At 54.2% G+C, this 19348-nt stretch carries 17 protein-coding genes; 6 read left to right on the top strand and 11 right to left on the bottom strand.

Features of this window, described 5'->3' with window-relative positions:
* Positions 1 to 75 precede the first annotated feature (75 nt).
* Complete coding sequence (locus KK102_RS00690) at positions 76 to 1308, top strand: sensor domain-containing diguanylate cyclase (protein WP_216356693.1); 1233 nt, start codon at positions 76 to 78, stop codon at positions 1306 to 1308.
* A 75-nt stretch (positions 1309 to 1383) separates the two neighbouring features.
* On the top strand, positions 1384 to 1524 hold the full coding sequence (locus tag KK102_RS00685; protein WP_148102939.1) for an Ecr family regulatory small membrane protein: 141 nt from the start codon (positions 1384 to 1386) through the stop codon (positions 1522 to 1524).
* Between the two features lie 39 nt (positions 1525 to 1563).
* Here the strand turns inward: KK102_RS00685 and KK102_RS00680 are convergent, their stop codons facing one another.
* Complete coding sequence (locus tag KK102_RS00680; protein ID WP_216356692.1) at positions 1564 to 3180, bottom strand: peptide ABC transporter substrate-binding protein; 1617 nt, start codon at positions 3178 to 3180, stop codon at positions 1564 to 1566.
* A gap of 185 nt (positions 3181 to 3365) precedes the next feature.
* Here KK102_RS00680 and mpaA point away from each other — a divergent pair, with 185 nt between their 5' ends.
* Complete coding sequence (gene mpaA, locus KK102_RS00675; protein ID WP_126546381.1) at positions 3366 to 4079, top strand: murein tripeptide amidase MpaA; 714 nt, start codon at positions 3366 to 3368, stop codon at positions 4077 to 4079.
* On the opposite strand, the gene ycjG is transcribed toward mpaA, so the two are convergent.
* On the bottom strand, positions 4070 to 5035 hold the full coding sequence (gene ycjG, locus KK102_RS00670; protein WP_126546380.1) for an L-Ala-D/L-Glu epimerase: 966 nt from the start codon (positions 5033 to 5035) through the stop codon (positions 4070 to 4072). The genes mpaA and ycjG overlap by 10 nt on opposite strands.
* Positions 5036 to 5142: 107 nt before the next feature.
* Between ycjG and tpx the strand changes: the two genes are divergently transcribed.
* Both tpx and KK102_RS00660 read left to right on the top strand, forming a co-directional pair.
* Positions 5143 to 5649, top strand: coding sequence for a thiol peroxidase (gene tpx, locus KK102_RS00665; protein WP_126546379.1), 507 nt, complete (start codon positions 5143 to 5145; stop codon positions 5647 to 5649).
* 283 nt (positions 5650 to 5932) lie between these two features.
* Positions 5933 to 7141, top strand: coding sequence for an aldose 1-epimerase family protein (locus KK102_RS00660; protein WP_216356691.1), 1209 nt, complete (start codon positions 5933 to 5935; stop codon positions 7139 to 7141).
* A 38-nt stretch (positions 7142 to 7179) separates the two neighbouring features.
* Here KK102_RS00660 and tyrR read toward each other — a convergent pair whose 3' ends face one another.
* From tyrR to KK102_RS00645, 3 genes are all read right to left on the bottom strand, one after another.
* The gene (tyrR, locus tag KK102_RS00655) at positions 7180 to 8721 is read right to left on the bottom strand and encodes a transcriptional regulator TyrR (RefSeq protein WP_216356690.1); all 1542 of its coding nucleotides are present in this window, start codon (positions 8719 to 8721) and stop codon (positions 7180 to 7182) included.
* 113 nt (positions 8722 to 8834) lie between these two features.
* Positions 8835 to 9887, bottom strand: coding sequence for a YcjF family protein (locus KK102_RS00650; RefSeq protein ID WP_126546376.1), 1053 nt, complete (start codon positions 9885 to 9887; stop codon positions 8835 to 8837).
* Positions 9884 to 11281, bottom strand: coding sequence for a YcjX family GTP-binding protein (locus KK102_RS00645; protein WP_216356689.1), 1398 nt, complete (start codon positions 11279 to 11281; stop codon positions 9884 to 9886). Before KK102_RS00645 ends, KK102_RS00650 begins: the two co-directional genes overlap by 4 nt.
* 153 nt (positions 11282 to 11434) lie before the next feature.
* Here KK102_RS00645 and KK102_RS00640 point away from each other — a divergent pair, with 153 nt between their 5' ends.
* Positions 11435 to 12445, top strand: coding sequence for a LacI family DNA-binding transcriptional regulator (locus KK102_RS00640; protein WP_174339661.1), 1011 nt, complete (start codon positions 11435 to 11437; stop codon positions 12443 to 12445).
* Between the two features lie 34 nt (positions 12446 to 12479).
* On the opposite strand, the gene KK102_RS00635 is transcribed toward KK102_RS00640, so the two are convergent.
* The 6 genes from KK102_RS00635 to KK102_RS00610 form a co-directional block, all read right to left on the bottom strand.
* The gene (locus KK102_RS00635) at positions 12480 to 13394 is read right to left on the bottom strand and encodes an OmpG family monomeric porin (protein ID WP_216356688.1); all 915 of its coding nucleotides are present in this window, start codon (positions 13392 to 13394) and stop codon (positions 12480 to 12482) included.
* Between the two features lie 66 nt (positions 13395 to 13460).
* Positions 13461 to 14543 (bottom strand): ABC transporter ATP-binding protein, encoded by a 1083-nt coding sequence (locus KK102_RS00630; RefSeq protein WP_216356687.1) that lies wholly within the window; start codon positions 14541 to 14543, stop codon positions 13461 to 13463.
* A 2-nt stretch (positions 14544 to 14545) separates the two neighbouring features.
* Positions 14546 to 15223 carry a beta-phosphoglucomutase gene (pgmB, locus tag KK102_RS00625; RefSeq protein ID WP_216356686.1) on the bottom strand — a complete coding sequence of 226 codons (678 nt, stop codon included), beginning with the start codon at positions 15221 to 15223 and terminating at the stop codon, positions 14546 to 14548.
* The gene (locus KK102_RS00620) at positions 15213 to 17495 is read right to left on the bottom strand and encodes a glycoside hydrolase family 65 protein (protein ID WP_216356685.1); all 2283 of its coding nucleotides are present in this window, start codon (positions 17493 to 17495) and stop codon (positions 15213 to 15215) included. Before KK102_RS00620 ends, pgmB begins: the two co-directional genes overlap by 11 nt.
* The gene (locus KK102_RS00615) at positions 17489 to 18547 is read right to left on the bottom strand and encodes a D-glucoside 3-dehydrogenase (RefSeq protein WP_126546369.1); all 1059 of its coding nucleotides are present in this window, start codon (positions 18545 to 18547) and stop codon (positions 17489 to 17491) included. The genes KK102_RS00620 and KK102_RS00615 overlap by 7 nt, the downstream gene beginning before the upstream one ends.
* Before the next feature lie 11 nt (positions 18548 to 18558).
* Positions 18559 to 19347 (bottom strand): 3-dehydro-D-guloside 4-epimerase, encoded by a 789-nt coding sequence (locus tag KK102_RS00610; protein ID WP_216356684.1) that lies wholly within the window; start codon positions 19345 to 19347, stop codon positions 18559 to 18561.
* Position 19348: the final 1 nt, after the last annotated feature.

Below are 19348 nucleotides of genomic sequence, written 5' to 3'. Positions count from 1 at the left end.
TGTTTCAAAGGAGCCCACGCGAGTCAATTCCGGCGTGATCGTCAGGTATACCGTGCCGATGTACAGGAATTCCCTATGTCGCAAAATTGCTTCGATGCGCTGAATGTTATTAAAAACCCGGTGTGGCTGATTTCAGCCGTCGCAGAAAATATTATATTTGCCAATACTGCGGCGACTAAACTTATGGGTGATAAAACGTTGACCGAGATGCGCGGTGGGATCTATTCCGCTAATGCGCAGACTGCGCTCTCAATGTATGTTCCCGATCTTAAAAGTGAACTGGATATTGTCGAAATACTCACGGTCTGGCGAGATACTCAAGAGAGTACGCTGAGCTGTCGTCTGACGCTTACGCATCTGGCACCTTATGGTGATGTGATTGTGTTTGAGGGGCTTTCGCAGCAGGTGCCTGCCGGGCTTAAAGCCAGCCGATCAGCAACCTATCAGCGAAAAAAACAGGGATTCTACGCGCGCTTTTTTCTGACTAACAGCGCACCAATGCTGTTAATCGATACGGCCCGCGATGGTCACATTGTTGACGCCAATCTGGCTGCGCTTAATTTTTACGGCTACACCCATGAAGAAATGTGCCGTAAACACACCTGGGAAATCAACACGCTTGGGCGCGACATCTTGCCTGTTATGACGGAGATCGCCAGCCTGCCCGGAGGACATAAACCGCTTAACTTTGTCCACCGACTGGCGGATGGTTCGACCCGACACGTGCAGACCTACGCCGGACCCATTGAGATCTACGGCGACAAGCTGATGTTGTGCATTATTCACGATATTACTGAACAAAAGCGGCTCGAGCAGGAGCTGGAACATGCAGCCCTGCGTGATTCAATGACCGGTCTGCTCAATCGCCGACAGTTTTACAATATCACAGAGCAAACCACGCTTTCTCACCTCCCGGCACAGCAGCAGTTTAGCCTGATGCTGGTAGATACTGACCATTTCAAAAACATCAATGACCTTTTCGGACATCTTAAGGGTGACGAGGTACTCATTTCGCTTTCGCGCACGCTGGAAGCCTGCAGCCGTCCCGATGACTACGTTTTCCGCTGGGGTGGCGAGGAATTCGTGCTCCTGCTGCCGCGAACCACGCTTGAAACCGCGATGCAGATTGCGGAAACCATTCGTGCCGCAGTAGCACACATTACGATTCCTGGATTGCCCCGCTTCACCGTCAGCATCGGCGTTGCACGACACAACCAGGGCGAAAGCATTGATGACCTCTTCAAACGTGTCGATGATGCGCTCTACCGCGCCAAGAATGACGGTCGCAACAAAGTGCTGGCCGCATGAAGCTGGAGTTGTGAAGAAAGCCCCGTTAGAATCCCTCCCAGGGCTGAAACAGACTTCAGGTGGGTAATCGCTTAGATGGGAAAAACAGAAATACTCCTCACCTTAATTATTCTCTGCCTTATTATATTGGGTTTGTGGTTCATTTTTAGCGGCGAAATTTGGATGCTGGTAGCCTATTTTGAAAATAGCCTTTATCCCACCATTGAAGCGCCGTAAGTAAACCGGCGCGGGGTGTTTCGCTGCTTCACTTACGAATCAGTGCTTTTCAATATACATCGTCCGGCTATAGGCTACGTCTTCGGGGTTATTAATCGGATACCCTTTCACCCACGGCTTGATCAAACGCCCATTGGTATACTGATAAATCGGGGCTATCGGCGCTTTCTCTGTCAGGATTTTTTCCGCCATGTTGTAATCTTCGTTACGCGCTTTCTCGGTAGTTTCAAGCGTCGCCTGGCTGATAATCTTGTCGTAAGCCGGGTCCTTGAAACGGGAAATATTGCCGCTGTGGGTTGAGGTCAGCAGCGACAGGAACGTCGACGGCTCGTTGTAGTCCCCTACCCACGACGCGCGGATCACATCAAAATTTCCGGTGTTGCGGCTGTCAATGTAAGTTTTCCACTCCTGGTTCTGCAATTTGACATCCACACCCAGGTTCTTCTTCCACATTGATGCCACGGCGATGGCAATTTTCTGGTGGTTTTCTGATGTGTTGTACAGCAGAGTGAGCTTCAGCGGACGCTGCGGACCGTAACCTGCCGCCTGCAACAGCGTCCTTGCTTGTGCGTTTAACTCCTGCTGCGACATCTGCTCAAAAGGTGATGCCGCCGGCGTAAAACCTGCCGTGACGTCAGGGGTGAAGTGCCAGGCTGGTTTCTCACCTGTACCCAGCACTTTTTCCGCCATAATTCGCCTGTCTATTGTCATGCTCAGCGCCAGGCGCACGCGGGCATCAGCCGTTGGGCCTTTCTGCGTGTTGAACGCATAGTAATAGGTGCCCAGCTGCGGCGGCGTATACACCTGCCCCGGAATATCCTTCAGCAGCTTCTGATACATATTTTTTGGGAACGACTCGGTAATATCAATATCACCCGCCAGATAACGTTTTGTGGCTGAAGACTCCTGGTTAATGGGTACAAAAGTGACTTTCTTCAGCACCGTTTTACCGTTATCCCAGTAGTGTTCATTCTGCTCTACCACCAGCTTCTCATTGACCACACGATCTTTCAGCACATACGCACCGTTCCCCACAAGGCTACCCGGTCGCGTCCACTCTTTACCACTCTCAACATTGGCTTTCTGGACTGGATAAAACGCGAAGCTAGCCGTCAGGTTGCTAAACCAGGGCAGCGGTTTATCCAGCTGTACGCGCAACGTTCTGGCATCGACGGCCGTAACGCCGAGCGTATCAGGTGCGGCTTTACCATCAATAATTGCCTGCGCATTGTTGATACCCGCCAGCGCCGCAAACCACGCGAACGGTGAGGTTGTTTTTGGGTCAACGAGACGCTGCCAGCTGTAGACAAAATCCTGCGCCGTCACGGGCGAGCCGTCAGACCATCGGGCGTTATCGCGCAGCGTGAAGGTCCAGACGCGGTTATCGTTGCTCTGCCAGCGCGTTGCCACGCCGGGGGTCAGTTCCCCTTTTTCATTCTGATTCACCAGACCTTCATACAGGTCACGGATCACCTGAATTTCAGGCAAACCTACAGCTTTAGCCGGATCGAGCGAAGCCGGTTCGTCTTTAATGTGTCTTACCAGTTCCTGTTTTTGCGCCAGAACAGTGCCCTGCGGCACATCAGCGGCGTATGAAAGTGAAGAAAGTCCGCACAGCCAGAGTGCAGTACAAAGACGCGAAACAGGATGCTTCATAAGATCCCCTTGATTGAATTCAGATAACCAGCAGATGCGTAATTATTTGTTTCACAAATGAGAAAAGCAAATACCTTCATCCGGAAAGTTGATATCTGGCAATTTTCCGCTATTACGGAAACTATTTGATAAACAGCAAGTTTTGCACAACACTGCCAGTAGAGACATTTTTATCAGGATTTCATATGACAATCACCCGACCAAGAGCGCAACGTGGCGCTTTTCCGCCAGGCGCTGAGCAATATGGCCGTTCTTTTTTTGGTGCATCTTTGATCTGGTTTCCTGCCCCGGAGGCCGATCGTAACAGCGGTCTGATCGTTGCCGGTACGCACGGCGATGAGAATTCATCCATTGTCACGCTGTCGTGCGCGCTGAGGACGCTGACTCCCGAACTGCGGCGTCATCACGTGATTTTGACCGTCAACCCGGATGGCTGTCAGCTAGGCTTGCGCGCCAATGCGAGGGGGATTGACTTAAACCGCAATTTTCCGGCTGCAAACTGGCGCGCCGGTGAGACGGTGTATCGCTGGAACAGCTCCGCCGAAGCGCGCGATGTGGTTCTGCTGACGGGAGACGCCCCCGGCTCGGAGCCGGAGACGCAGGCGTTATGCCAGCTCATTCATAAGATCCACCCGGCCTGGGTTGTCTCGTTCCACGATCCGCTGGCCTGTATCGAAGATCCGCGCCATACGGCGCTGGGTCAGTGGCTGGCTGAGGCATTTGCCCTTCCACTTGTGACCAGCGTGGGTTACGAAACACCAGGCTCGTTCGGCAGCTGGTGCGCTGACCTGGGGCTGCACTGTATCACCGCAGAATTCCCGCCCATCTCGTCTGATGAAGCCAGCGAAAAATATCTCAAGGCGATGACAGAACTTCTGCGGTGGGAACCTCAGAGGTGAAGCACGCCCGTGGTAAAATTCAGCGCGGGTGAAACGTCAACCGCCAGCCACGTCGGGCCATCGAGATCGGCAAAACGCACTTGATTTGCCAGCGGTAGCGCCGCGCCAATCGCCCGGGATGTGCATAACATGCATCCCAGCATGAGGGTAAATCCCTGCTCCTGCGCCGCTTTCGCCAGCGCTAGCGCTTCGGTTAATCCGCCCGTTTTGTCGAGCTTAATGTTAACCATCTCATAGCGGCCTTTAAGGCTGTCCAGGCTGTCGCGGGTGTGACAACTTTCATCTGCACAGACGGGAAGTGGATGAATGAAATTCGCCAGGGCAGCATCCTCATGCGCCGGTAAAGGCTGTTCGAGCATGGCAACGTCAAGGTCGGCCAGCAGCTGACAGCGTGCGGCCAGTCCCTCGCTATGCCAGGATTCATTCGCATCCACAATCAGCGTTGCCTGGGGCACTGCCGCACGAATGGCCACCATCCGTTCACTGATTAAGCGATCGTCGAGCTTAATCTTTAATAACGTCGCGCCGGTGTCGTAAAGCGCTTTTGCACTGGCCGCCATCTGTTCTGGCTCACCGATAACGACCGTCTGCGCGGTTATCACCGCCCCCGGCAGCGTCATCCCCAGGAGTGAGGGCAAGGTTGTCTGCCGCTGCGCGGCCTCCAGGCTCCACAGCGCGCAGTCAATCGCGTTGCGCGCTGCACCGGCGGGCAGTCGCTGCTGCAACGCCTCGCGGGTAAGACCGGTTTGCAGATCGGGTACCAGCGTCATGATCTGGGCCATCACCGAAGCAAGGCTCTCGCCGTAGCGAGGATAAGGCGTGCATTCACCGACCCCCTTAATGCCGTCCTCCTCTATTTCGACCACCACGACGCGGGCTTCACTGCGACTGCCGCGGGAGATCACAAACGGGGTATGCAATGGCCAGGCTTCTTCATAGACCTTTACGCTTCTCATCACTGACTCCTTGTAGCCCGGTAAGGCATAAAAATTGGTTTGCCGTGTTATCCGCGGATGGCATACACTAGCCCCGACGTTAACTATATGTAAACAGGAAGATATCTATGTCACAACTCGTTCATTTCCAGGGCAACCCGGTCTCTGTTGCAGGTGCCATTCCGCAGGTGGGTAACAAGGCGCAGGCTTTTACGCTGGTGGCTAAAGATCTGTCTGACGTCACGTTGAGCCAGTTTGCTGGCAAGCGCAAAGTCCTGAACATTTTCCCAAGCATCGATACCGGCGTTTGTGCCGCATCCGTGCGTAAATTCAATCAACTGGCAACAGAAATGGACAACACCGTCGTGCTGTGCATTTCCGCTGACCTCCCATTTGCCCAGTCTCGCTTCTGCGGCGCTGAAGGTCTGAGCAACGTCATCACCCTTTCTACCCTGCGCAGCCCTGATTTCCTGGAGAAATACGGCGTTGGCATTTCTGAAGGTGCCCTGAAAGGCCTGGCGGCACGTGCAGTTCTGGTCATCGACGAAAACGACAACGTCGTTTTCAGCGAACTGGTAAACGAAATCACCACCGAGCCGGATTACACCGCTGCGCTGGACGTCCTGAAGGCGTAATGATTGCTTAGCATTCTATAGAGCTTAGCAGTGTCCTGAAACCTCGCTTCAGCGGGGTTTTTTATTGCCCGCGAAGCTGAATCGTTAAAGCATAAATGCGTTTACTTCACACATTTTATGTAAATGTTGCTTATCAGATAAGCACACAGGTGAGTTAAATCTCACTCTACGGGTTAAATAGCCGTTATTTTCTCACCAGTGAACCGCATCACATTTCCCCTCCCCTCGAAAGATTAGATTTGCTGACGAATTAAAATAATCGTTTCAGCAAAAAGGAATAAAGATGAAAATTAAACTGGCGTTGACGGTGGTTGCAGTACTGATTTCAGGTCATGTCTCGGCAAAAACATGGGTGCTGACAAGCGCTGAAAGCGGTGTGGAAAAAGGAAACTGGCGAATTTCGAGCGACCAGCTGAACGTTAAGGGGCCGAACTTCAGCATTGAACAAAAACTTCTCCACGGCGGTAAGCAGGAAGGGAGCAAAATCATTGTTATTAGCAGTAAAAATGGCCTGACAATAACGTTGAGTCCAACCCGTGGAATGAATTTACTGCGCGTTGAGGGTTTTGGGTCAAAGCTGGGGTGGGATTCTCCGGTTAAAGAGGTCGTTAACCCGGCATTTATCAATCTGGAAAGTCGGAATGGACTCGGATGGCTGGAAGGTTTCAACGAAATGATGGTTCGCTGCGGCTATGAGTGGACAGGACACCCGGTGACAGCCGACGGACAGATTTACACGCTGCACGGCAAGGCGGGAAATACGCCGGTATCTCAGGTTGAAGTTGAGATCGCTGATGCTGCACCGCATGAAATCCGCGTTCGCGGTCTGATTAAAGAGAGCACCTTCAAAAAAGCCGATCTGCAAACGATGACCGAACTGCGCTATGTTCCCGGCAGCAACCAGTTCAGCCTGCATGATGTCCTGACCAACCATGCTGACTACCCGCACGACTATCAAATCATCTACCACAGCAACTTTGGCACGCCGATCCTTGAAGAAGGCGCTCGCTTCCTGGCTCCGGCCGCCAGCGTGAGTCCATTTAACGATTACGCCAAAGCGGGTCTGAACGGCTGGCAAACCTATGCCGGTCCGACAAAAGGGTTTGATGAGATGGTCTTTAATATCACGCCGCTGGCTGACAAAGATCGCCAGACGCTTGCTGCGGTGGTCAACAAAGCGGGTGATAAAGGGGCATCCATTCAGTTTGATACTCGCCAGCTGCCGGTTCTGACGTTGTGGAAAAATACCGACACGCTAAAGCAAGGCTATGTCACGGGTATTGAACCCGGTACCAGCTACGCCTACCCGGTCACGATTGAACGCGAGCAGAAACGCGTTAAGCAGCTGGAACCCGGCGCAAGTGCCCAGTTCGATCTCACCTATACCCTGCTTCATAACCAGGATCAGGTGAAAGAGGTAGAGAACAGGATCGCGGCGATTCAGGGTGAGACAAAACCAGACCTCGTTCCCACCCCAATCGCGCAGGAGTAAGTGGACATTCAAAAGCCTCCGTCAGGAGGCTTTTGCTTTTATTCGTCGCCTTTCTTATGGTTCAGCCCATACTCACGCAGCTTATTCGCAATCGCGGTATGTGACACCCCAAGCCGCTTGGCCAGCTTGCGGGTGCTTGGATAGCTACGATACAGCTGCGTCAGCACAGAGCGCTCAAAACGACTGGTGATATCGTCCAGCGAGCCTTCCATCGCCTCTTCACCGACCGACACCGTCCCGGCATCGTAATCCGGCAACAGGATATCCTGAGGCCGCAGCTCGTATCCTTCCAGCTGAGTCAACGCGCGATACACGGCGTTTTTCAACTGACGAATATTCCCCGGCCAGCCGTAGCGCGTCAGCACCGTGCCCAGATCGGCAGAAAGCTTCGGACGCGGCACCCCCTGCTCATCCGCAAACCGGGCCACAAACAGCTCCGTCAGCGGGATGATGTCTTGCGGACAATCGCGCAGCGGCGGGATGTTGAGCGTCAGCACGTTCAGACGATAATAGAGATCTTCCCTGAACACCCCTTTTTGCACCAGCTCCACCAGGTTTTTCTGGGTGGCGCAAATGACGCGAACGTCGACGTGGACTTCATGGTCCTCACCCACGCGACGGAAAGTACCGTCGTTCAGGAAACGCAGCAGCTTAGCCTGCATGCACGCAGACATCTCGCCGATTTCGTCCAGCAGGACCGAACCGCCGTTGGCCTGTTCGAAGAATCCTTTTTTCCCTTCCGGCGCATGGCCAAACAGCTCACTTTCAACGGCATCTTCAGGGATCGACGCGCAGTTCAGCGCCAGGTAAGGTTTTGCCGCACGCGGGCTGGCCATATGTACGGCATGCGCGAGTAAATCTTTCCCGGTTCCCGTGTCCCCCGTAATCAGCAAGGGTGCAGTCAAACTGGCAAGCTTACGCGCCTGATCGACCACATGGCGCATTTTCGGGCTGACGGCAATAATCTGGCTGAATGCGCCGACGTCCTGGCTGGAAATATTCTGCAGCTGGCGTCCCATACGGACGGTGGAACGCAGCATGATCACGGCCCCCGTCAGAACACGACCGTCGTTTTCCCCTTTCAGGTAGACCGGCGTGATCTCCATCAGGAAATTTTGCCCGTTAATAACAACATGTTCGCTATGGGTGTTCTGCGGGTTGCTGTCCAGCCAGCGCTGGAAGTTAAAGCCGGGGATCAGCTGCGTAGCGTGATGAGTGCTGAGTTTCTCCTGGCTCTGCGCAAAAAGCTGGCAGCTCGCCAGGTTCACGCGCTCGACTTTACTTTTCAGGTCGAGGGACAAGAAAGGTTCAGGCATGGCTTCCAGCAGCGCGCTCAGCGCCAGGTGCTCTCGCTCTGACGGCATCCAGGGAATGGTACGGACATCCGTAACGCCAGCGATACGGCGGATTTCCGCCATCAGGCTACTGAAGGTGTTGAATTCAATTTCGGCAAAATTGAGGTAAATTCGCCCGACAGGATCGATCTCAATGCCACGTAAATCAATGCTACGTAAAACAAGAAGATCGAGTAACTCGCGGGTCAGACCGAGACGGTCCTCACAAAAGACTTCCAGACGCATGGGAAATTCACCGTTCTTAGCCATTAACGCTAAAATGATATGTCAGTTCACGGTATTCTGGAAGGTGGCTGTCAACAAATATTGACAGCCTGCACGAATAGTCAGCAACGCCTTTACGATGTCGGCTTTTTATTGAGCGTTTCTTTCAGCTGGCCAATGAGCTCACGGCGGAAATCGCCCAGACGGGGTTTGTCACCATCGATCCAGGGCAGCGGACGGCACACTTCCATCGCTTTGATACCCAAACGGGCAGTCAGCAACCCCGCACCAATCCCCTGAGCAGCACGTGCGGACAGACGCGCCGCCAGATCCTGTGACATCCAGTCCATCCCCACTTCACGAACCAGCTCGCTGGCACCGGCAAACGCGATATTCAGCAGCACCAGCTTGAACAGGCGCAGACGGCTGTAATAACCCAGTTCGATGCCGTACAGATTTGCGATACGGTTAATCAAACGCAGGTTACGCCAGGCGATAAATGCCATATCCACCAGCGCCAGCGGGCTGACGGCAATCATCAGCGTGGACTCCGCCGCCGAACGGCTGATTTCGCGTCGCGCCTGCGCATCCAGCACCGGCTGCACCAGGTGGGAATAAAGCGTCACCACTTCACGATCGTTCTGAGTTTCATGAATGGCGGCATACCAGCGCTGAAGCGCCGGGTGCGACTTGTCTATCCCGGCCTGTGCGGCCAGTTTTTCACAAAAGTCCCGGCCCTTCCCCGTACCGTGGCTGTGAAGCAGGTCCCGGGCGATATCTCGCTCGTGCGCGCGCTGTCGCAAACGCCACAGACGCCGCCACTCGGTAGCAACCGACCCGACACCTGCCCCCACAATCAGCGCCCCCGCAGCACATCCCCCCAGCGCAACCCAGTCCTGGGTTTGCCAGGCGTTGATCGTCCACTGAACGCCCTGGCCCACCACGCTTACCCCAAATAACGCCAGTCCGGCAGTGACCATCTTCCGCCACAGGCTGCGTTTGGGATGTAAGGCCGCTTCAACCACCGCTTCAGCCGGGCCGTCCTCGACGCTGGGCTCTTCAGTCAGCACTGGAGCAAAGTTATCAGCCTGCACGCCGTTAAAGGTTTGCGCCGTTTTAAACGCCTCCTGATGCTCTTTCTCAAGCGTCCCGGTAAAGTCAATGCGCGGTTTTAACGGTTCCGTCATCGCAATTTATCTCCAATCAAAAATTCCAGAGCCGCATCCAGACGAATGTGCGGTAACGGCCGATCGACGCTCAGGGTTTGTGGCCGGAAGGCTTCGAACTGGAAGCCCTGATTTTGCCAAAATGCCTGCCCCGGCAGACGAGCCGGTACTTCCCCCGGATAGACGGTCAACGGTTCGCCGTCGCTGAGACGGTTGCCCCGCAGTGCCGGGATTTTTTCGCCATTAACGTCAATCAACCCGCTCTGTGTCGCCTGCACCGACGCCAGCCCGAGGCAGTCCATACCGATCCCTTCAAACGCAGCGTTCTGCCAGGCATCCTGCACCAGCTGCTGCAGCAGCGAAACCAAATTGGCATGCTGATCGACCGTCACGTGGTCGGCCTTGGTGGCGGCAAAGAGCAGTTTATCGATCACCGGCGAGAACAGACGGCGGAACAGCGTGCGCTGTCCATAATGAAAACTTTGCATCAGCTGCGTCAGCGCGAGGCGCATATCATTAAACGCCTGCGGCCCGCTGTTGAGCGGCTGGAGGCAGTCCACCAGCACGATCTGGCGGTCGAAACGTAAAAAATGATTTTTGTAGAAACCTTTAACCACTTTTTCGCAGTAGTAATTGTAGCGCTCGCGCAGCATCCCGGCGTTGGTGTGCTTGTCCGCTTGCGCCAGCTTTGATTCCCCGTAGGCATCCACATCCGGCCAGGGGAAGAACTGCAGTGCGGGTGCCCCCGCTAAGTCGCCCGGCAGAACAAAACGGCCTGGCTGGATGAAATGCAGCCCTTCCTGTTTGCACTGATGCAAATACGCCGTCCAGGCCTCGGCAATCGTTGCCAGCCGGTTTTCATCCGCCGGGGCCAGGGGATCTAACCCCTCGCACAGCTGTCGCCATTTTGCCGACCACCCGGAACGTTGCCCCTGCAATAATCCCGTCATCTGGCGAGACCACGTCAGATAATCCTGGGCCAGCATTGGCAAATCAAGCAGCCATTCACCAGGGTAATCCACAATTTCCAGATAGAGCGTCGACGTATCCTTGAAGTGGCGCATGAGGGATTCACTGGAGCGAAAACGGAGCGCAAGGCGAATTTCACTCACGCCGCGCGTCGGCGTCGGCCATGTCGGCGGGTCGCCATAAAGCTGTGCCAGCCCTTCATCATAGGTAAAACGCGGAATGCCGAAGTCGCGCTGCGGCACGCGCTTAACGCCCAGCAAACGCTCTTCGCGCACCGCGCTTAGCAGCGGCAGGCGTGCCCCGGCGTGCAGATTCAGCAGTTGGTTCACTAGCGCCGTGATGAACGCCGTTTTGCCGCTGCGGCTGAGACCCGTCACCGCCAGACGCAGATGGCGATCGACACCGCGGTTCACCAGAGAGTTGAGTTCGTTTTTAAGTCGCTTCATCGCCGTCCTTCATTGCGTGGAAACCTGAAATGCATGGCTTCAGAATACAATAAATGGGGGCAGATCGTTGATTATCAATTCTTATTTATTGCTATTGCCGTTTTCTCTCCAGTAAGATGAACGGCATTGCTGTTTGTCTGGAGTGAGAGGTGTATGTCACCCACTATCTATGATATCGCCCGGGTTGCTGGCGTTTCAAAATCAACCGTGTCGCGCGTTCTGAATAAACAAACGAATATTTCCCCTGAAGCGCGTGACAAAGTGTTGAAGGCGATTGACGAATTAAATTATCAGCCCAACAAACTTGCCCGCGCCCTGACCTCTTCTGGCTTCGACGCCATTATGGTAATTTCAACGCGTTCAACCAAAACGACTGCCGGTAACCCTTTCTTTTCTGATGTTCTTCATACCATTACGGCAAAAGCTGAAGAAGAAGGTTTTGACGTTATTTTGCAGACCTCTAAAAGCAGTGAAGACGACCTGCTAAAATGCGTGAGCAAAATAAAACAGAAAATGATTAAAGGGATCATTATGCTGAGTTCACCAGCCGATGAATCTTTTTTTACTACCCTGGATGCGTATGGCGTACCGGTAGTCGTCATCGGTAAAGTGGAGGGCGATTTTACGAATATTTACTCCGTCGACACGGATAATTTTCATGACAGCGCCACGCTAACAGATAATTTTATTAAGAACGGACGGCATAAAATTGCCTGCCTACATGCGCCGCTTGATTATCATGTTTCTATCGATCGTCTTTCAGGCTATAAAGCCAGTCTGGAAAAGAATAACATTGCTATTAATCCTGACTGGATCATCGATGGCGGGTATACCCACGAGAGCGCGCTTACTGCGGCCATTCAATTATTGTCCTCAACCACGCCGCCTGACGCGGTATTTGCGACTGACAGCATGAAGTTGCTTGGTCTTTATCGCGCGGCGGATGAGTTAAACCTGATGATCCCAGAGCAGGTTGTGGTTGCAGGGTATAGCGATCCGATGCTGTCACTCATTCTCACGCCCGCACCCGGTGGCTTTGATATTCCTACCCGCAAGCTGGGCGAGGAGAGTTGCGATCTGCTGTTTAAGCGTATCGCCGGTCACCCTGCACCACAAAAGGTACTGGTTGATACCCATTTTTCACTTGCCGCCTCCCTACGGTAATACCAGGGGCGGTTAGCCCCTGGTATTGTCTCAATCAGAATGCGTAATTCACGCCAACGCCCGCATAGTGGAAGCGGTCGCTTTCACCTTCATCATGGTTTTCCCACTCATAGGCGTATTCCAGCGTCATGGATAAACCATTGTTGAAATCGTAAGCGTAGAGAAGACCGAGTCGGTTGAAGTCGTGCCCTTCACGCTCAGGATCGTCCTGCCAGTCCCAGTTCGACCAGCGATCGAGCCCAAGGCGGGTATAGGGTGTTAGCGTCGTCTGGCCTAATGAAATGGGCAGATATGCTCGAATTTCCTGCGTCGAAAACTCACCGTTATTACGGGAACTGTCCATATTGAAACCGCGCTCTAAATAGTAATTCACTTTAGCCGCGAAGGTTTCATTAAGGGTCCAGGTAAAGCCCGTTTCGGTTTCGACACGGCTGTCAGAATATCCGGTTTTCTCCAGGTCATTAGCAAACTGATACATGGCAAACCAGCCGCCAAAACGCCAGTCATCGGTTAATCTAATATCCCAGTCAGGCTGAATTTTATAGCGCTGCATATTAGCACTGCCGTCTTTCGCACCCTTTTCATCCTTGAAGTGGTATCCATAATTACGGAAACCACCCGTCAGGCCGAGTGTGAAATCATCCGTGCCAATAAAGCGATAGCGCAATTCAAATTCAGGACGGTCGAAATAGGTTCCGCGCGTCATGCTGCTGTAATCCACCGGCCCTTCCTGATACATCGCCATCGAAATTGTCCACGCATCCCAGGTGGCGTTAAACCAGACGGAGGGTTCATATAAACCATCTTTATCGTCGCCCTGACCTTCTACGTTTTCAATTTCATACATTGCACCGATATTAAACGTCCAGTGTTTTGCTGTTTCTTCGGCTTGCGCGCAGCTAACCGCTGCGCACAGCACGAGCGCAGCACTTCTTAGTAGAGTACTCATTAAAATATTCCTTTATAATTAACAAACAAAAAAACCGGAAATTTGCATTTCCGGCAAACACCTTTCTTATCTAATAGCCGCTTCGGTATCCGCGTCGAAGAAATGGCACTTATTCATATCAAACTGGATGCCGATAGTGTCTCCGGCAACGTAGTCATTGGCCGCACCCGCCCGAACAACCAGTTCATGCCCGCCGACGGCGGCATAAAGCATAAACTCCGCACCCGTCAACTCGGCCACGCTCACTTTCGCGGCAATATCTTCCCCCTGGCGCTGAAGCGTCAGAATATCTTCCGGTCGGATCCCAAACACCACGGCTTTACGCTGATAGCCCGCGGCATTCAGTGCCGCAAGCTTCTCTTTCGGGATTTCCAGACGCAGCGTTTCCGTCACGAAATAACGGTCGTCTAACGCCCCGCGAATAAAGTTCATCGCGGGTGAACCAATGAACCCGGCGACAAACATATTCGCGGGCTCGTTATACACCTGCTTCGGTGCCCCCACCTGCTGAATAAAGCCGTCCTTCAAAATCACGATGCGTGTGGCCATCGTCATCGCTTCCGTCTGATCGTGGGTCACGTAAATCATCGTGGTATTGAGTTTCTGGTGCAACTTGCTGATTTCAGCACGCATCTGCACGCGAAGCTTGGCGTCGAGGTTAGAGAGCGGTTCATCCATCAGGAAGACACCGGCTTCACGCACGATCGCCCTGCCTAATGCCACACGCTGCCGCTGGCCGCCGGACAACGCGCCAGGTTTACGCTTGAGATACTCACGTAAACCCAGGATTTGAGCCGCCCAGTTAACGCGCTCTTCGATAACCGCAGGCGCGATTTTTTGCATCTTCAGGCCAAACGCCATGTTGTCGTAGACCGTCATATGCGGATAGAGCGCATAGTTCTGGAAAACCATCGCGATGTCGCGAGACTTGGCGGGGACATCGTTCATGCAGACGCCGTCTATCACCAGTTCACCGGCGCTGATTTCTTCCAGTCCAGCGATCATGCGCAGCGTCGTCGATTTACCGCAGCCTGATGGCCCGACGAAGACGATGAACTCCTTGTCCTCAATTTCGAGGTTGAAATCCTTCACCACGTGGACCTGGTTATCGTAGATTTTCTGAATGTGTTTCAGAGAGAGTTGAGCCATTATTAATTCCTTATCAATGCCGTCCGGGACGCCCAGAAATCCGTCAGGCATTTCCAGGTCAGTTCCCGCGTTGAATGAAGTTGTAATTCCGCATGGTCCAGGCCAGGTCCAATCCCAACCGACAACATCCCTGCCGCATTGATCGCTTCAACGCCCGCCGCCGCATCTTCAATACCGATGGTCTCTTCCGGGCGGACATGCAGCCCTGCGCAGGCAGCGAGGAAAATCTCCGGGTCAGGTTTTGAGCAGGTAATCCGAGACGCATCAGCGCAAAAATCAAAAGCCTTATGAATGCCCAACGCCTGTAAAATGCCGGGAGCGTTGAGGGAAACGGAGGCCAGCCCAATTTTGACATTCGCCGCGCGAATATCCGCCAGCACATCGCGGATACCCGGGAGCAGTGACGCTTGCGTCAGCGAGGCCAGGGACTGGACATAGATTTCGTTTTTCTTCCCGGCAAGCGCGAGGCGCTGCTTGTCGTCAAACGTTCCCGCTTTTCCGCCGTGTTGAAGGATCAGATGCAGGGAATCCATGCGGCTAATGCCCTTTAGCTGCTCGTTGAACGCCTCGTCGATGGTGATGCCAATCTCCTGTGCCACGCTATGCCAGGCCAGGAAATGCAGGTGTGCGGTATCGGTGATCACGCCATCCAGATCAAATACAACAGCGTTAAGCGTCATAGCGCCCCTCCTTGGTAGCGGTCCCAGTAATGGACGTGAGAAAATCCTTACGTGCGAAGGTCTGCAGCCCCGAGACGTTAAGGGTTTTACCCCACAGCGATAACGTGACGGGAGCAGAGGATTCGACGGTCAATACATCATCTTCAAAGGAGAAACGCATTTGCGCGTTTCGCCACCGCAGCGGGAAGCTCAGTTTTCGCCAGTGGGCAGGCAGTTTCGGCGCGAGGTGAAGTTCCCCTTCCACAATCTGCAACCCGGCAAAACCCTGAATCACCCCCGACCAGATGGCGCCGGTCGCGGCGGCGTGAATACCATCATCGCTGCTGTGCGGATCGTCACCCAGGTCGATGGCGACACCGTCACGCCATAAGACGTATGCCCCTTCAGTGTCGCCGCAGCGCGCTGTCACAATTCCGTGAATGGCCTTGCTCAGCGAAGAGTCATGTATGGTGCGTGGCTCGTAGAAAGCCAGGTTGGCAGCGCACTGTTGTGGGCTAAACCTTTCCGGCAGCAGGTAGTTGAGCATCACCACATCGGCCTGTTTGAGGATCTGCATCTCATTCACTTCAGCGCGAGAGTAATCAAGCAAAATGGTCTGTTTACCCGCTTTTGCTTTGTAGCGGCTCAGATCGATAGCCGGTTTCGCCATGAAGGTATCATCCTGAGGAAGGACACCTTCGGCATTTGCTTCCGGAAGCCATAAACGCGTCAGAAAACGGGTGGCATTCGCCAGGAAAGCGGCATCGTCACGACCAAACATCGTCATAAACTGGCGGGCACAGGAGACGTTATGCCAGGCCAGATAATTGGTGTAAGCGTTGTTGTTAACGTGTTCGGTGTATTCATCCGGCCCGATCACATCATGGATTTCCAGACGACCGTTGGCTTCGACGGCACGTCCCATCCAGAACGTTGCCGTCTCCATCAGTAACGTCAAACCTTCGTTGCGCATAAAGGCGTCATCCCGTGTCGCCTGCCAGTAAGCAACAACGGCCCACGCGATGTCTGCCACAATGTGGTGTTCGGCCAGTGCAGAGGCCACTTTCTGACGTGTCCCCGTGCGAATGTTGATTGCCGCAAATTCCGGCGTCTCTTCCTGACCGCTCGCGGCGCTTTCCCACGGGAACAGCGCGCCTGGCCAACCGTTACGACGCGCTTTTTCACGTGCTCCGGCGAGGTTAAGCCAGCGATAGCGCAGCAGGTTGCGGGCAATCTGTGGACGGGTGAAAAGATGGAAAGGCAGCAAGAAAATTTCGGTATCCCAGAAGATGTGGCCTTTGTACCCTTCTCCGGTCAAGCCTTTGGCAGCGATACTGCTTCGCTCGTCATGCGCTGGCGTCATGGTTGTCAGATGCCAGACGGCATAATCAAGCGCCATCTGATCCTGTTTGTCCGTGGATGTCACGTCAACCCGCGCGTCACGCCAGACATTCTCCCAGGCACGCGCGGAGTTCTCCAGCAGCGATGCATACCCTTTTGCGGCACATACTTTGAGATCGGCCAGCGCATTACGCGCATAGGTTTCCTGCGAGAGCGTTTTGTCCTTGCGGTGAGTGATCCACACCAGTTTTTCAAGCGTGACAGTGTCACCGGCAGGAAGCGTCAGCGAGTGGTGTGCCATGACGCGGCGATTTTTCGCGCTAAAGCAGCTGTCGCTGCTGTCCGACGACAGGCGGCAGCTTGTGGAGATCACCACCTCCGCAGCGCGATCCTGGGTTTCATAGACACCCTGCAGGTAATGCTGGTCAAAGACTCTGACAGAAACTTCATCCAGATGCTGTCTGCCGCTGTTGGTTTGGGTCGCATCAATACCTGTTTTCAACACCACCTGGGATGCAGCATCCAGCGGCGTGATCGACAGTTGCATTGCCACCAGCGGCAGCTGAGCGAGTGACACAAAGCGACGGCTATCCAGACGATAGCGCTTCCCATCGGGCGCGCGCCAGAGAACCGTGCGACGCAGTTCGCCGTTGGCAAAGTCCAGCTCGCGCTGCCAGCTCAGGATATCCCCTGACAGAAGAGTAAAATTCACACCGTCCAGTTCAACCTCGATACCGGTAATATCCGGCAGGTTGATCAGTTCTGTGGTTTCGTTCCGACCTGCACGATGATACAGCCCCGCCAGATACATTCCTCTGGTTTGCTGGGTATAGTCTTCCTCATGCGCAGCGCGAATGCCCATATAGCCATTGCCGCAGGCCATAACAGAAGCGAATTTGTTCAGGCTGTGTGGACAAAAGCCCGGGTCGGTTAATACAGACACGTTCAGCATAACGTCACGCTTTCCCCTGTTTCTGCTGATTCATAAAGCGCGGCTACAAGCTGCTGGATAACCAGCCCCTGCTCCGCATCAGCAATCATGACCGGCTCTCCCTGCACGTGACGAACAAAGGCGTCCATACTGCGCAAATGGCGTTGGTCGTCAGCCTCTTCGCGCTGCGTGAGTGTCTGTAATACCCCGGCCTCGTCAGTGTAAATGTGTGCCGGAAACAGCGTTGCCCCGGCCTTTTCTCCGCAAAATGAGACATTCACGATCGACTGCTCGCGAATATTCAGGGCAAACGAGGTATCCAGGCGCAGGATGCCGCCGTTGCAGAATTCAATCGTGCCGAATAGCGCGTCTTCGACCGTAAACTGAGCCGGATCCCACTCACCAAACTGGCCACTGTTTTTCCTGTTTCCCAGCCGCTGGAAGCTGTGCGCCGTGACCCGTTTTACCGCCGGGAACCCCAGTACATACATGGCGGCATCCAGCATATGAATGCCGATATCGATCAACGGTCCGCCGCCCTGCAGCGATTTATTGGTAAAGACGCCCCAGCCCGGCACGCCACATCGACGCAGCGCCTGCGCCGTCGTGAAGTAGATCTCGCCCAGGACGCCATTCAACACGGCCTCACGCAGCAATTGCGTATCGCGTGCAAACCGGTGGTGAAAATCATACGCCAGCACTTTTCCCGCCTTACGCGCAGCGGTACGCATCTGTTCGGCCTGCAGCGGGGTCATGGCGGGCGGCTTTTCACACATGACATGGCATCCGGCGTCGAGGGCGGCCATAACATGCTCAAAGTGAAACCGGTTAGGCGAACAAACGCTCACCGCATCCGGTCTGACCGTCTCCAGCATGGCTCGCACGTCCTGCCAGGCAGACGGGATCCCATGACGTTCCGCAAACGCCTGCGCCTGTTCAGGGCGGCTGTCCATGACAGCCACCATCTGAACATCACCGCGCGTGGCGTAATACGAGGCATGAACTTTGTCCGCGACCTGTCCGGCGCCAATGATGGCGACGCGCAGAGGCGAAGGTGTTGAAGCACTCATCACGCATGTCATCCTTAGCATTCACGCAAATAGGTGAGCGAATCCTGATAAGCCTGTGCAGGATTGTCAGCGCGAACGCGGCACTCATAGACCACGTAGCCCTGATAATCGTCAGCACGCAGCCGATCGAACAGGCTGGGAAAATCGAGGCTGCCGCTGCCCGGCTGGTAGCGGTGGTTATCCGCAATGTGAACATGCCCCAGCAGATCGCGGTTCCGATGCAGCGCATCCGTTAGCGAGTCTTCTTCGATGTTCATATGATAGAAATCACCGATGATCTGCACGTGCTTGAGCGCATTCTCTTCGATGTAACGACGCGCATCCGCCAGGGTGTTGATCATATGGTCCTGATAGCGGTTCAGCGGCTCCAGGTATACCGTCGTCCCGGTACGTGCGGCTACTTCATCCAGCCAGCGCAGGGAGGCGCTGACTGCTTTGCGGTCACCGTCCAGGCTGCGTGGAGAGGTCATCGGCGGCAGACGGAAGGTAAACATGCCCCAGGCCGCAGGGACGATAATGCCCTTTCCGCCCACTTCTGCCAGCGCTTCCAGAATACGTTCAATCTGCTGTAAACCGTTTAGACGGCGCTCTTCGATAAAGTCACCGATCCAGCCGTCGTATCCGCCGCAGGCCGTCGTCACCGGCAGACCTGTCGCTTTGATTGCCGCTTTGACCTCATCGAGGTTGTCTACCAGCAGTCGGCCATCGATTTCGTAGCCATCAAACCCCATCGCTTTGATGTACTTGAATTTTTCCATGATATTGGTCGGGAAAAAGGCCTGATTTTGTGTTGCGATCTTCATT

Origin of the sequence: Enterobacter quasimori (assembly GCF_018597345.1) — a bacterium.
Classification (GTDB): domain Bacteria; phylum Pseudomonadota; class Gammaproteobacteria; order Enterobacterales; family Enterobacteriaceae; genus Enterobacter; species Enterobacter mori.
This window is presented reverse-complemented; position numbering and strand designations above follow the sequence as displayed.